Source organism: Thermostichus sp. MS-CIW-38 (assembly GCF_054058415.1).
Window position 1 is genome coordinate 1 of the sequence record NZ_JBSSAH010000058.1, and the last position, 13,059, is coordinate 13,059.

Consider the following 13,059-nt stretch of genomic DNA (forward strand, 5'->3'; position numbering starts at 1 on the left):
GGGCTTGTTTTGTTCTCTGGTAGAGCAGAACAGGCTCAGGGCTACTGAAAGCCCGCTCCGTACCGCTTAGCGGTCGGAGCCGGGTAGTTTACCTCTACACCCCTCGGAAAGAAGCGCTATCATAGAAGTCCGTCGAATAAACTCCCTTCGTAAAACCTCGCGAGGCAGATCGGATGGATTGGGTAGAAAAGGTGCTGGAAAAGATCCGGGAATGGGTGGAACGTGTGATCGACACCCTGCTGGGGAACCCCCAGCCTCAACCTGCTCCCATTCCGGTAGAAGATGGATCCCATCGTCGTCGTTAATCCGACTGCCATTGCCCCCGGCGGCGAGCCTCTCAGCCTCTTGGTACTGCATGGCCCCAACCTCAACCTGCTGGGGGTGCGAGAGGTGGGCATCTACGGCTCAGTATCCCTAGAGCAGATCGATCAGGCTCTGCATCGGCAGGCAGAAATGCTAGGGGCGAAGCTGGAGATTCTCCAGTCCAACCATGAGGGGGTGCTCATCGATGCCATTCACCGTGCCCGCCAGCAGCATGTCGGCATTCTGATCAACCCCGGCGCCTATACCCACACCAGCATTGCTCTCCGAGATGCCATTGCAGCCGTAGGATTGCCCACTGTGGAAGTCCACCTAAGCAACATCCATCGCCGCGAGCCCTTCCGCCAGCACTCTTACATCGCCGCCGTAGCGATTGGGCAAATCAGTGGTTTTGGGGCGCAAAGCTACCTGTTGGGGCTACAGGCTCTGGTGCAACACCTGCGCCTGCAATCTGTGTAGGATCTGTGTAGGTGCCCTCAGCTCTCCAGGAACTCCTGCACGGCTGTGCGAATAAAAGCTTCATCCTCGGGGTTTTGATGAGGATTACCGGCCCGGTGCCCCCAAATGGAGGGGATGATCTTGTAAACCGCGTTCGGGATCCATTCTGCCTCAGCCCGACAATCTTCTGGGGTGAAGTACAAATCCGTCTGGGCGGGCATCACCAATGTTTGGGCCTGAATTGCCCTCAAAGCAGCCCGATAATCTCCCCGGTGAATGGGGTTGTCGCTGATATCGCAGCGGATCCAAGTTTCGATCATCGATAGCAAATTCTGCGGATCCCGGCGGCGGTAATTGGCCTCCCAGCCTCGCTCTAGATAATCTTCGAGAGAGGCATACCCCAAGGATTCATAGCATTTTTGGTTGAAAAAAGGTTGGGAAACAGCCCAACTGGCGTAGATGTGGGCAAAAGCTCGCAGACCCCGCTCTGGGACACCCGTAAATCGACGACCGTTCCAGGCGGGATCGGCAGTTAGGGCTGAGCGCAAACTCTCCAGAAAAACCCGATTGTGAACTGTGGTCTTGGCGGTGCCACAGAGGGCTACGATCCGTTCCACCCGCTCAGGAAACAGGGATCCCCAGTGATAGGCTTGCTGAGCCCCCATCGACCAGCCGTAGATCAGGCGGATGCGTTCGATCCCAAAGTGTTGGCGAATCAGGCTCTCCTGCAGGCGCACATTGTCCCAGTGGCTAAACCAGAAGCCATCTTCCCGCAAGCCACAGGCTGGATCGTTACTGGGGGAAGTGGAAAGGCCATTGCCCAGCATATTGGGAATGAGGATAAACCACCGCTGCGGGTTGAGGATGCCGTCGGGACGAATCAGCCACTCCAGGTCGGGATGCTGAGCCCCATAGGAGGTGGGGTAGAGGATCAGGTTGTCTTTTCGGGGGGAAAGAGTCCCGTAGGTGGCGTAGGCGAGCGTGATTTGGGGCAGTTGGATCCCGCACTGTAGCTGAAAATCGTTCAGGCTCCAGGTGTAGTGAGTCATGCCTGAAATTGTTCAATCACCTGACGATGAACCCGCACATACCCCTGCCCTAGATGAGCCAGATGGGGCTTGAGGTATTGATGGGCATCGGCCAAAGCATGAAATGGAATGGAGGGGTAAAGGTGATGCTCAGCATGGTAAGGCATATTCCACATCAAAAAGCGGATCGGCCAAAGGGTAAGGGTGGTGCGGGTATTGGAGAAGGGATCCTCGGTTTGGCTACAGCCCGTGTGCTCTGCCAGCAAAATGAAGCGCAAGAGCGGCTGCCCTACCGCCAAAGGCAACAGCCACAGCCACACTATCCAGGGATCCCCCAGCAGAAGGGAGAGCAAGCTCCCAAGGCCGTAGACCCCTAGCTGCAACCGCACCGAACGAATGACCTCTTGGCGGGCCGATTCAGGAATGTAGGGATAGCCTTGCAACTGGCCGCTGGCTATGCGGATGTAGGTCTTCACCTTGCCGATCCACCAAGTCAAGCCGCTCAGCTCGAGCAAATACTCCGGCCAGCTCTGGGGTTTGGGATCCTCCAGCTCCGGATCCTTGCCCGGAATCTGGGTATAGCGGTGGTGCCATTTGTGGTATCGGCGATAAAAAGTGCTGTTGTAAAACGAAAGCAAGCCCGCCACCCAGGCTACCCCGTCATTCAGTTTTGGGCTGGCAAAAGCGGTGCGGTGTACACATTCGTGCAAGGCAGCAAACATCGTCGCCAAACTGGCCCCGTAAACCACCAGCGCCGGCAGGGCAATCCAGCCACTGACACCTTTCTGGGTCACCCACAGGCTGCCACTCACCGCCATCACCGCCAAATGTCCCAAAAGCTGCCGGAGCCCGGCTGAATTGGAGCGGACATTCAGTTGTCTGAGGCGCTCGCTCGGGATCAACCGTTGCGGATCCGGCAAAATCGGTGTTGTCTCGACAGCCATGGCCTGTTCTTGTGAGCTACGAGAATGGATAGAAGTTATCCAATATCAAACCGAGGCCAGACCTTTCCGCCTGTGTCCAAGACAACAAAACCCTGGACCAAACTCCTAACCATGACTGCGGGGATCCGGCTGATTGGGGAGGATAGGCCCGCTCCGCTCCAGCGCAGACACCGGCCCGATGTTGGTCAACTGCAGGGGCTGTCCGGTTGCCAGAGCCAACACATTGGCCCGCAAAATCGGCGGCGGCTGTTCGCCAATCGCCGATCCCAGCACTTCTCCCTGCCGATCCAAAAACAGAAAATGGGGGATGCCGTTCACCCGGTAGCGGCTCAGCTCCGGCAGCCACTTGGGATTATCCACATTGAGCATGACAAAGTTGACTTGATCGGCAAATTCCTGTTTCAGGCTGGCCAGGAGGGGTGCCATGGCACGACAGGTGCTGCACCAATCGGCATAAAACTCCACCAAAGAAGGTTTGCCATTGGCCTGAGCTTGCTCCCAAGGTATGGCCTCTTGGGCTAGAGCCTCTAAGTTGCTGCCCGCCTGACGCCCTTGGTTAGCCAAAAACAGTCCTGCTGCCAAGAGCACAGCTACTGCGGCAACCAGCCCGTTGCGCAACCGTTTTGCCCAGTCTTCCTTCATCTTTCCTCACCTTGCTAGGCGCTGGATCTGACCTCAGCCCTCGCCTTCACTGTTTTAGCATCCCACCCTGTCCCACCGGTTCCGGCCAGAACCGGGTCTATGCCATCCCACGATCTTGGGCCGGGATCCCGGCTGGAGAAGAGGGCCAGGTGAGCGATAATGGGTGCGGCGTTTGCACCGATGGCTCAGCGATGCGCATCTCCTTGAAGTGGCTGCGAGAACTGGTGGATTTCCAACTTTCACCCGAAGAACTGGGGGAGGCCCTCACCCTGGCGGGGTTTGAAGTGGAAGAGATTGAAGATCGCCGCACCTGGGCAGAGGGGGTGGTTTTGGGCAAGATCCTGGCTGCCGAGCCTCACCCCAACGCCGACAAGCTGCAGGTTTGCCAGGTGGATTTGGGATCCAATCGGCCTGCCACCATTGTCTGTGGAGCTGCCAACGCCCGCGCCGGGATCCTGGTAGCAGTGGCCACGCCCGGCACCCATTTGCCCGCCCTCTCCCTCACCATTGCCAAAGCCGACAAGCGGGGGGTGATCTCGGAGGGCATGATCTGCTCTCTGGCCGAGCTGGGGCTGGAGAAATCTTCCGAAGGGATCCACGAATTCCCGCCCGACTTGGATCTGGAGGTTCATCCGCTTGGCTCTGATGTGCGCCCCCTTCTAGGCTTGGACGATGTGGTGCTGGATCTCACTTCCACCGCCAACCGGGCCGATGCCCTGAGCATGGTGGGGATCGCCCGCGAAGTGGCTGCCCTCACCCGCAACCCGCTGCGCCTGCCCCCCGTCCAGCCTCTTCAGGCCAAGCCCATCCCCAACTTTCAGTTGCGCATTGCCGACGCCAAAGCCTGCCCCGCCTACAGTGGCGTGTTGATCGAAGGGGTGAAAGTCGGCCCTTCCCCCGACTGGCTAAAACACCGACTGGCCGCCGCCGGCATGCGCTCCATCAACAACGTAGTGGATATTACCAATCTGATCCTGCTGGAATGGGGCCAGCCTTTGCACGCCTTCGACTGGGATCGCCTGCTCCAGGTCATGGGCAAGAAAAAACCCACCATCGAGGTGCGCTTGGCCCAGCCGGGAGAAACCTTAAAGACCTTGGACGGCCAAACCCGCACCTTGCAAGCCGATAGCCATCTCATTGTGGCCGGCAGCCAACCGGTAGCCCTGGCCGGGGTCATGGGAGGGGAAGAAACCGAGGTCGGCTCGACCACCACCCGCATTTTCTTGGAAGCAGCCGTATTCGATCCGGCGGTGACGCGGCGCTCGGCCCGGTCTCAAGGTCTGCGCACCGAGGCTTCCACCCGCTATGAGCGAGGGGTTAACTTTGCCACCCTCGATCAGGCCCGAGATCGGGCGGTGCAGTTGATCCTGGAACTGGCAGGGGGAGCAGTGGCCGGCCTCACCACCTTTGACCAGCGGCCCCCCCTGGAACGCAGCCTGAAATTGCGGCTGTCGCGGCTGATCGATGTGTTGGGGGACGAGGTGCAGGCGGCGGATGTGGAAGAGATCCTGTCTGCCTTGGGCTTTCAGCTCTCCCGTTGCGAAGAGGCCAGTTCCCAGGATGCTCTCTCCCCCGCTACAGAAACGGCAACTGTGGCCCGCTGCGTCTGGCAGGTCGCCGTTCCCCCCTATCGCCTGCGGGACATTGAGCGGGAGATCGACCTCATCGAGGAGTTTGCCCGTCTCTACGGCTATGACCGCTTCTCGGAAACCCTACCCACCGAGCCGCAGGTGGGATCCCTTTCGGCGCGGGAAACGTTCACCCGCCAGATCCGAGAAGTGCTGCGCGGCATTGGCCTGACAGAGGTATATCACATCTCCCTCTGCCCAGCGGAGGAGGATGGATCTTTGGTGAGGATTGCCAATCCACTTTCGCCGGAATATTCAGCCGTGCGCAATGCGCTACTTCCCGGCCTGGTGGAGGCCTTCCGCTTCAACTGGGATCAAGGCAACGGCCCGCTCCAAGCCTTTGAAATCGGTCGTGTTTTTGCCCATGCCCTTCCCCCCAACCCCCACCCTTACCGGGAAGCTGAGCATATCGGCGGTATCTTGGGCGGGGATCCCAATCCCCACGATTGGCAGCACCGCAACCGACCCATGGACTGGTTCGAGGCCAAGGGGCTGCTGGTCTCCGCTCTGGAGCGGCTGGGATTTGGCCCGGAGTTTCGTCTGGATCCCCCTGAAGAGCAATCGCCGCTGCTGCACCCCGGTCGCCAGGCCAGTTTGTGGATTGAGGGATCCCGCATCGGTTTGTTCGGGCAACTGCACCCCCGCCTCTGTCAGGAAAAGGGGCTGCCAGATCAGGTCTATGGGTTTGAGCTGCAGTTGGATCCCTTGCTGGAAAGCCTGGAGAGACGGGGCATTGTGCAATTTGTCCCCTTTTCGCCCTTTCCTGCTGCCGATCGGGATATCGCCTTCTTTGCGCCACTCGACCTTGCCGTTGGTGAGATCGAGAAGGTTATCCGTCGAGCGGGCGGAGAACTTCTCCAATCGGTGCAGCTTTTCGACGAGTACCGGGGCCAAGGAGTACCTGCAGGGCAGCGCAGCCTTGCCTTCCGCCTAGTGTACCGCGCTCCCGATCGCACCCTCACGGATGCGGAGGTAGAAGCTCTGCAAAACCAGGTGAGGGCGCAGTTGGCAACACAATTTCCGGTGACCTTGCGCAGCTAGCCGACCCCTCTGTAGCTACTATAACATCCTCCCGGCGCTCTTCCTGTGGACAGGGCGCGGGACTGATTGCCCCTGCACCCCGTTAGCTACACCGCTGGGAAGCCCCGCTCTCTATTAGGGGCTAGTGACTAGTGACTAGTGGCTAGACACTATCCAGGGTGAGAGTCGGGATGAAAGGCGGGGACATGATGTTTTGTCCTTGACTGGTGCCATAAACATAAAAAGTAGCGGGGTTTTATACACTGCCGCTATAAACATCAAGTACAGGGTGGTGGGGCATCCCGTCCTTTTCGCGCTAGCAGCGCGGAGCGCTAACCGGAGTCACTGTTCGCGTCAGCGGGACGGAGTCCTTGAAGCCCGCACTCTCTCGCTTTAGCGGCGCGGAGCGCTTTGCATCAGCATGAGTGCGGGAGTATGTCACTTAAACCAGAAGCAGATCTCAGCTTTTGCCCAGCTTCAGCATCTGATCCACCACCCCTAGGGTTTCTTCGTAGAGGTAGTCGGGGCCAAGCCGCTGCAACTCGGCAGCCAGCAGGGTGTCGAGGGAATCCTGCTCCAGGGGAGCCACCTGGCGAACCACACATCTCTGAGCGCCCCCCATGGCTTCCATGCGCATACACCCTGTGATTTCGGAGCACAGCACAGTACAGGCGTCGGCTTCTTGGTTGCTGGAGGTGAGGCGCAGCCCGATGAGATCCCCCGGCTGGCTGATTTCCGAGGCCAAGGGCACAGCGGCCAGTTCTGCCATCACCTCGCCGCCCATTTGGGTTTGAAAGCGGATGCGGTCAATCTTGTAATCGTGTTCTTGAGCCTGAACCCGCTCTGTGGGAGTCCATCCCAGGCGACCGGCCAGCCAGCCCAGGAAGAGGAACGCCTGGCAGGGATTGCCGGCTTTGTAGTCGAGGTTCACGCGATCTACGAGGTATAGGGACTCCCGCCGGTCGGGAGGGTCAAAGGCTTGGGCGGTGAGTTCCTGCCAAGGCAGCAGCCGCCGCCAGTTGAGATCCCCACAGTGGCGCCCCTCACCCACCAAGAGGTGGATTTCCTGCAGATCTTCTTCTGGATTGACAAAGCCCCGTGAATCGACAATGACCCGATTGCTCAGGGCCACCAATTTTTGAAACAGCAAGCTGTTCAGATCCAGATCCCCCTGCCACCACAAAAAGGTGGGCAAGTTGGGGATCAGCAGCGAGGCGACCGTGCTGCAGGCCCGCACAAAGGCCGATTCGGGCGCTTTCAGGGTGATGTATTCGCAACAGACCAACGAGCTGCGCTGCTCACGGGTCACCGGACAGTAGGCGGCCACCTGGGCCTCGATGGCGTCGTCTGCGGATCCCTCCCGTTTGGCTCGCAGGTCAATGACGCGACAGGGGTTCTGGGTGGCGATGGCTTCGACGGTGGGGGAAGGCAGCAACAGCGCATCGTCCAGAGATTCGTACACCACCAGGGTAAAGGTGGCAGCGCGGGCGGCAACGCTCTCTCCTTTGGAAGACCAGATCTTGTTCAGCTCCTGCTCAATATCTTCGATGGAGACATCTTTCGGGGTTTGTAGGGGCAGGACGGCAGCAGATTGATCCATAGTCTCCTCCTGGAGTGGACTCTTGCTCGATTCTAGGCAGGCGGGTCGGCTGGCCGGGAAGGGCTTAAGGCGAGGTACAGATTGACCAACTCAAGCCTGCTCTCCGCACTTGCTCCAGGAAACTCGAGGCTCAAGCAGGCCGAGGCTGGATGTTCAGCTCCAAGGGGCGGGCGGGATCCCCTGTCAACAGGACTCCGCGGCCATTGGCGTGTAGGTGCCGCACAATCCAGTACAGGGTTTCTATGCGCTCCGGGCAGCCCAGTTTCTCTGCCAGTTGGGGCAAAGTCAGGGATCCCTGCTGCTCCTGCACCGTCTCTAGCAATCGCCGTTGCAGCTCCAAGACGGCGCTGGCGGCTTTTTTGCCTGCTTCCACCCCCGGTTGATGGTAGGCGTTGATCTGGATTAGGGAGGCATAGAGGCCCACGGCTCGTTCGTAGAGGGCAATCAAGGCCCCCACCGAGCGGGCATCTACCCGTGGCAGCGTCACGGTAATGGAGTCGCGACCGTTTTCGTAGAGAGCCTGGCGGGTGCCCCGCAGCAGGCCGTTCAGGTAGTCGCCACTGGTCACCTGCGGCTCCACGAAGGGGGAAGGGATCCCGGGCTCCCGATCCTGAAGCACCTCGATGAAGGTGACAAAGAAGTTGTTCAAGCCATCCCGCAACTGCTGGACGTAGGCATGTTGGTCGGTGGTGCCCTTGTTGCCGTAAACGGCGATGCCCTGCTCCACACGGTTGCCGTTTAGATCGTGGGATTTGCCCAGGGATTCCATCACCAACTGTTGTAAGTAACGGCTAAACAGCAGCAGGCGATCCTTGTAGGGCAAAACCACCATGTCCTTGCGCCCTTGCCCTTGACCGACGATGTACCAGGCCATGGCCAGCAGAGCGGCGGGATTGCGCTCCAGGTGGGGCAGGCGGGTGGCCTCATCCATGGTGGCTGCCCCGGCCAGCAAAGCCCGGATATCAATGCCCTGCAACGCTGCCGGCAACAGGCCCACCGGGGACGTTTCGGAGGTGCGCCCCCCCACCCAGTCGAAGATGGGGAAGACCTCCAACCACCCCTCCTGCCGCGCCTGCTGCTCCAATTGGCTGCCGGGGCCGGTGATGGCCACCGCATGGGCAGAAAAAGGGATCCCGGCTTTTTGGTAGGCCAGCTTCACCTCCACCAAGCCATTGCGGGGCTCTGGGGTGCTGCCGGATTTGGAGGTGGTGATCACCAGGGTTTGCCCCAGTTGGTCTGCCAGCCGCCCCAGCACCCGGTCAAACCCGTCGGGATCCGTGTTGTCGATGAAGTGGATGTTCAGGGGGGGGTGCAGCGGAGCCAGGGCCTCCGCCACAAATTGCGGCCCCAGAGCTGAGCCGCCAATGCCGATGCAGAGCAGCTCGGTGAACCGTCCCCCCCCGCTGGCCGGGATGGTTCCGCGATGGATCTTTTCGGCAAAGGTTTCCACTCGCTCAATGGAATCCTGAATGGCCTGCCGGATTTCAGGGGTGGGAGCCAGCTCGGGCGCCCGCAGCCAATAGTGGCCCACCTGGCGGCCTTCGTCGGGGTTGGCAATGGCCCCGGCTTCCAAAGCCTGCATATCGGCAAAAGCCTGGGCAAAGCGAGGCCGTAGCGCTTCCACCTGAGGGGGAGTGAAACGGATGCGGCTGATATCGACGAAAATCTCCAGGCCGGGATGGTAGTAAAGCCAATCGCAGTAGCGCTGCCAGAGTTGGAGGCTGTCCATGGGATCCCTTTTGCCGAAATCCCTAACCAGCTTACCAAACTCTTTCTTACTCCCAGCCGAGGGTTGTGCGCTCCAGCCAGGACTGATCCAAACTGATGAGTGCCTCTTTGACCCCCACACCGGTCTCAGGGTGACGCCAGTCGGGAGCGATCTCCCCCAAGGGAGCTAAGACAAAAGCACGTTCCATCATGCGGGGGTGGGGCAACGTCAGCTCAGGGCTGTTCAGGATGCGGCTGCCCATGGCCAGCAGATCCAAATCCAGGGTTCTGGCCTCCCAGCGGATGCGCCGCACCCGTCCTGCCTCCTGCTCGATGGCCAGCAGCGCCCTTAGTAACTCCAGGGGAGACCGGTAGGGGGGAAAGGGATCCAACGCCACCACTGCGTTAAGGTAGTCAGGCTGTCCGGGTGGCCCCCCTTGGGCTGGGCTGCGGTAGAGACTGGAACAGGCCACCACCTCTCCCAACCGGCGCAACTTCTGCACAGCCAGGCGCAACTGCTGCAGCGGATCCCCCAAGTTGCTTCCCAGGGCAATGTAGGCCAGGTCGGGATTCATACAGATCGGCGACGGTCGATCTCTACGTAAACATCATCGAACAGCCCCGGCAGGGGAGCTTGGGGCTTGTGAACCCGCACGGTCAGGGCCTCCAGCTGGGGATAGCTCTGCCACAGCCGCTCTGCAATCTGGTCTGCCAAGGTCTCGATCAAGCGGCGGCGCTGGCCGGTCACCTCTTGCCGCACCATCTCATACACTTGGGCATAGTCCACTGTGCCAGAGAGGTCATCCTGGATCTGGGCCAGGGAAAGCTGCATCTCCACATCCACCACAAAGCGCCCACCCAAAACCGCTTCCTCCGGGCAGTGGCCGTGGTAAGCATGAAAGACGAGGCCCTGGAGCACCAGCCTACCCTGCATCATGGTGCAGAGCTTCCCAAGTGGCGAGGGCGGAAACATGAGCCAGCACGTTGTGAACCCGTACCAGGGCAGCCCCCCGGCTGGCTGCAAACAGGTGCACGGCCACGCTGGCGCTGTCTCGCTCGCTGGGCACGGCAATGCCGGAAAGCTTACCCACAAAACTTTTGCGGGAGGCCCCCACCAAGACCGGGTAGCCGTAGGCCACCAGCCGCGGTAGGGCTTTGAGCAGGGTTACATTCTGCTCGGCAGTTTTGGCAAAGCCTAAGCCCGGATCCAAAACAACGCTGGGCACGCCCGCCACCAGAGCCCGCTCCGCCTGTTCCCTGAGGAAACCGAAAACCTCCCCCTCCAGGTCAGCATAGTCGGTCTGCTGCTGCATGGTGCGCGGCTCTCCCCGCATGTGCATGATCACCGCCGGCACCCCCTTTTCGGCACAGACCTGTATCATTTGGGGATCCCGCAGCCCGCTGACATCGTTGATGATGTGCGCCCCGGCAGCCAAAGCCGCAGCCGCCACCTCCGTTCTGCGCGTATCGACGCTGATGGGGATCCCGGATCCCTGCAAAGCTCGAATTACCGGCAAAACCCGGTCGCATTCCACTTCTACCGGCACCGGATCTGCCCCTGGGCGGGTGGACTCGCCGCCAACATCCACCATCAAGGCCCCTGCCGCCGCCATGGCCTCGGCTGCCTGCACGGCTGCTTCTGGGGATCCCCACTGGCCGCCATCGCTGAAGCTGTCGGGGGTAACGTTTAGCACCCCCATCACCCCAACGCCCCGCCAAGAAAGACGGTAGCCCTCTGGCGTCTGTTCTGCCCCAGGCAGAGGACGTCGGGAGATCAAGCTGGTAACACCCATAACCGCTGCAGGCTGCCGTGTTGCAAAAGCAGGGGGAAAAGTCTCCCACTGCCTAGGATGGTATTGCCGTCAATCCCAAGGCTGGCGCAAGCCCAACAGGATTCTACAAAATTTTTTACAACGTCCTTACAGAGCCACGATTGGTGAAAGGCTGCCCCTGCCGGCTCAAGCGCAAGGAATGGCCCCCGCCGACAGAGGAAGCTCTCCCGCTCTGGCTAGAACATGATGTCGTCTTCGGAACGACCCCAGATGCACCAAATGATAGAGGCAAAGATTGCCATGTAAACCCAGGCCATCGGGCCGTATTGCAGCAGATCCATCAATACATCCCTAAAACATTTGTTTATCTAGTCCAATTATTGTGATGTTTCGTTACAGCGTCAACCGTTTTCTTAGGAAAAGGCCCCCTCTCAGACCCAGCCGGAGCTGCGCTGGGATCCCTTGTCCAGGGCGGGTTAAGTCTTTTTGCCTAAAGACAGGGAGCAAGTCTTCAGTTTCTGAGAAAACCCAGCTTGCCTGAGAGATGCAGGAGGATAGGGAACTAGACATTGAAGCGGAAGTGCATCACGTCCCCTTCCTGGACGACGTAGTCTTTGCCTTCGCTGCGCAGCAGGCCCTTTTCTTTGGCGGCATTCAGGGATCCCGCCGCCACCAGATCGGCATAGGCCACCGTCTCGGCCCGGATGAAGCCCCGCTCAAAATCGGAGTGGATCACCCCGGCTGCCTGAGGGGCTGTGGCGCCGACTGGAATCGTCCAAGCGCGGGTTTCTTTGGGGCCAGAGGTAAAGTAGGTGCGCAAGCCCAACAGCTCGTAGGTGGCTCGGATGAGAGATTTCAGCCCGCCCTCTTTTACCCCTAACGAATCCAGATAGGCCTGTCGCTCGTCGGGGGGCAGCTCCACCAGTTCCGCCTCCACCTGGGCTGAGACCACCACCACACCTGCCCCTTCCGCCTCGGCAAATTGCCGCACCTGCTCCACCCAGGCATTGCCGCTGGCCAGATCCGTTTCCGCCACATTGGCGGCGTAGATGACTTTTTTGCGGGTGAGCAGCCCCAACCCTTTGATCAACTGCTCTTCTTCTGGGCTGAGGGGTACCAGGCGAGCCGGCTTGCCCTCGTCCAAGGCAGCCTGTAATTGTTCCAGAGCCTGCAACTCCAGTTGGGCGGTTTTGTCGGACTTGGCCTGCTTGCGCACCCGCTCTATGCGCCGCTCGATCTGGGCCAAATCCGCCAAGGCTAGCTCCAAGTTGATCACCCCGATATCCCGCAAGGGATCCACCGAACCCGCCACATGCACAATGTTCTCGTCTTGGAAGCAGCGCACCACGTGCACCACGGCGTCCACCTGGCGAATGTGGGAGAGAAACTGGTTGCCCAGACCCTCCCCCTTGCTGGCTCCAGCCACCAGCCCGGCAATATCCACAAACTCGATTTGGCTGGGGATGATCTCGGCAGAACCGCTGATCTTGGCCAGCACCTGCAAGCGCTCGTCGGGCACCGCCACCCGCCCCACATTCGGCTCAATGGTGCAGAAGGGAAAGTTGGCCGCCTCGGCTTTGGCATTTTCACAGAGGGCGTTGAACAAGGTAGATTTGCCTACGTTGGGCAGGCCGACAATTCCAGCTCTCAACATCCAGATCTTGGGGAAAAAGCCAAAAACCAGGGTAACGGGATCCCTTGCCCAGCGGAAAGATCCCTACTCTGACGTTAGCATTTGCCGCCCCTTTCCCAACCGGTGGATCCGCTCCCAAGCGCTCCGCGCCGCCAACGCCACCACCCTCGGCTCCTCTCCCAAGAGAACTGTATTTTTTGTCAGCTGCACAGTGTTGGGCAGCTGAGGTCTTTTGACATCCTCCCCGGCCTTTAGGCCGGAGATTCCTACCACGCTGCGCATGGATGGCTCCTTGCGCAGTCGTCTCGGCGGGTTCCTGCTTCCGA

Annotated in this window: 13 protein-coding genes; 3 read left to right on the forward strand and 10 right to left on the reverse strand. The window is 60.0% G+C overall.

What is annotated here, in order from left to right:
• Positions 1-173: 173 nt before the first annotated feature.
• Positions 174-305: a hypothetical protein gene (locus ACVWXZ_RS13660; protein ID WP_011434447.1), complete on the forward strand. Its 132-nt coding sequence runs from the start codon at positions 174-176 to the stop codon at positions 303-305.
• A complete protein-coding gene (gene aroQ, locus ACVWXZ_RS13665; protein ID WP_414344089.1) occupies positions 283-780 on the forward strand; it encodes a type II 3-dehydroquinate dehydratase in 498 nt (165 codons plus the stop codon). The genes ACVWXZ_RS13660 and aroQ overlap by 23 nt, the downstream gene beginning before the upstream one ends.
• A gap of 17 nt (positions 781-797) precedes the next feature.
• On the opposite strand, the gene ACVWXZ_RS13670 is transcribed toward aroQ, so the two are convergent.
• The 3 genes from ACVWXZ_RS13670 to ACVWXZ_RS13680 all read right to left on the reverse strand — a co-directional run bounded on the left by ACVWXZ_RS13670 (position 798) and on the right by ACVWXZ_RS13680 (position 3,373).
• Complete coding sequence (locus ACVWXZ_RS13670) at positions 798-1,808, reverse strand: alpha/beta fold hydrolase (protein ID WP_011434449.1); 1,011 nt, start codon at positions 1,806-1,808, stop codon at positions 798-800.
• Positions 1,805-2,731 (reverse strand): fatty acid desaturase family protein, encoded by a 927-nt coding sequence (locus tag ACVWXZ_RS13675; RefSeq protein WP_457404311.1) that lies wholly within the window; start codon positions 2,729-2,731, stop codon positions 1,805-1,807. Before ACVWXZ_RS13675 ends, ACVWXZ_RS13670 begins: the two co-directional genes overlap by 4 nt.
• A gap of 105 nt (positions 2,732-2,836) precedes the next feature.
• A complete protein-coding gene (locus ACVWXZ_RS13680) occupies positions 2,837-3,373 on the reverse strand; it encodes a thioredoxin domain-containing protein (RefSeq protein WP_457482642.1) in 537 nt (178 codons plus the stop codon).
• Positions 3,374-3,564: 191 nt separating this feature from the next.
• On the opposite strand from ACVWXZ_RS13680, the gene pheT reads away from it, so the two are divergent.
• Positions 3,565-6,042 (forward strand): phenylalanine--tRNA ligase subunit beta, encoded by a 2,478-nt coding sequence (gene pheT, locus ACVWXZ_RS13685; protein WP_457482646.1) that lies wholly within the window; start codon positions 3,565-3,567, stop codon positions 6,040-6,042.
• Between the two features lie 439 nt (positions 6,043-6,481).
• Here the strand turns inward: pheT and ACVWXZ_RS13690 are convergent, their stop codons facing one another.
• From ACVWXZ_RS13690 to ACVWXZ_RS13720, 7 genes are all read right to left on the reverse strand, one after another.
• Complete coding sequence (locus ACVWXZ_RS13690; RefSeq protein ID WP_414350034.1) at positions 6,482-7,621, reverse strand: glucose-6-phosphate dehydrogenase assembly protein OpcA; 1,140 nt, start codon at positions 7,619-7,621, stop codon at positions 6,482-6,484.
• A 130-nt stretch (positions 7,622-7,751) separates the two neighbouring features.
• On the reverse strand, positions 7,752-9,350 hold the full coding sequence (locus ACVWXZ_RS13695; RefSeq protein ID WP_457482643.1) for a glucose-6-phosphate isomerase: 1,599 nt from the start codon (positions 9,348-9,350) through the stop codon (positions 7,752-7,754).
• Positions 9,351-9,396: 46 nt separating this feature from the next.
• Positions 9,397-9,903, reverse strand: coding sequence for a 2-amino-4-hydroxy-6-hydroxymethyldihydropteridine diphosphokinase (gene folK / locus ACVWXZ_RS13700; RefSeq protein ID WP_457482644.1), 507 nt, complete (start codon positions 9,901-9,903; stop codon positions 9,397-9,399).
• Positions 9,900-10,265: a dihydroneopterin aldolase gene (folB, locus tag ACVWXZ_RS13705; protein ID WP_414417813.1), complete on the reverse strand. Its 366-nt coding sequence runs from the start codon at positions 10,263-10,265 to the stop codon at positions 9,900-9,902. Before folB ends, folK begins: the two co-directional genes overlap by 4 nt.
• Positions 10,252-11,121 carry a dihydropteroate synthase gene (gene folP / locus ACVWXZ_RS13710; RefSeq protein WP_457482645.1) on the reverse strand — a complete coding sequence of 290 codons (870 nt, stop codon included), beginning with the start codon at positions 11,119-11,121 and terminating at the stop codon, positions 10,252-10,254. Before folP ends, folB begins: the two co-directional genes overlap by 14 nt.
• Before the next feature lie 541 nt (positions 11,122-11,662).
• Positions 11,663-12,754: a redox-regulated ATPase YchF gene (gene ychF / locus ACVWXZ_RS13715; RefSeq protein ID WP_011434459.1), complete on the reverse strand. Its 1,092-nt coding sequence runs from the start codon at positions 12,752-12,754 to the stop codon at positions 11,663-11,665.
• Between the two features lie 63 nt (positions 12,755-12,817).
• Positions 12,818-13,059: hypothetical protein (locus ACVWXZ_RS13720; protein ID WP_457404303.1), on the reverse strand; the 242-nt coding region annotated here is incomplete at its 5' end.

Bases quoted from the DNA above. Each gene is read 5' to 3' on its own strand.
- ACVWXZ_RS13660 (WP_011434447.1), top strand. From the start codon at position 174: ATGGATTGGGTAGAAAAGGTGCTGGAAAAGATCCGGGAATGGGTGGAA.
- aroQ (WP_414344089.1), top strand. From the start codon at position 283: ATGGATCCCATCGTCGTCGTTAATCCGACTGCCATTGCCCCCGGCGGC.
- ACVWXZ_RS13670 (WP_011434449.1), bottom strand. From the start codon at position 1,808: ATGACTCACTACACCTGGAGCCTGAACGATTTTCAGCTACAGTGCGGG.
- ACVWXZ_RS13675 (WP_457404311.1), bottom strand. From the start codon at position 2,731: ATGGCTGTCGAGACAACACCGATTTTGCCGGATCCGCAACGGTTGATC.
- ACVWXZ_RS13680 (WP_457482642.1), bottom strand. From the start codon at position 3,373: ATGAAGGAAGACTGGGCAAAACGGTTGCGCAACGGGCTGGTTGCCGCA.
- pheT (WP_457482646.1), top strand. From the start codon at position 3,565: ATGCGCATCTCCTTGAAGTGGCTGCGAGAACTGGTGGATTTCCAACTT.
- ACVWXZ_RS13690 (WP_414350034.1), bottom strand. From the start codon at position 7,621: ATGGATCAATCTGCTGCCGTCCTGCCCCTACAAACCCCGAAAGATGTC.
- ACVWXZ_RS13695 (WP_457482643.1), bottom strand. From the start codon at position 9,350: ATGGACAGCCTCCAACTCTGGCAGCGCTACTGCGATTGGCTTTACTAC.
- folK (WP_457482644.1), bottom strand. From the start codon at position 9,903: ATGAATCCCGACCTGGCCTACATTGCCCTGGGAAGCAACTTGGGGGAT.
- folB (WP_414417813.1), bottom strand. From the start codon at position 10,265: ATGATGCAGGGTAGGCTGGTGCTCCAGGGCCTCGTCTTTCATGCTTAC.
- folP (WP_457482645.1), bottom strand. From the start codon at position 11,121: ATGGGTGTTACCAGCTTGATCTCCCGACGTCCTCTGCCTGGGGCAGAA.
- ychF (WP_011434459.1), bottom strand. From the start codon at position 12,754: ATGTTGAGAGCTGGAATTGTCGGCCTGCCCAACGTAGGCAAATCTACC.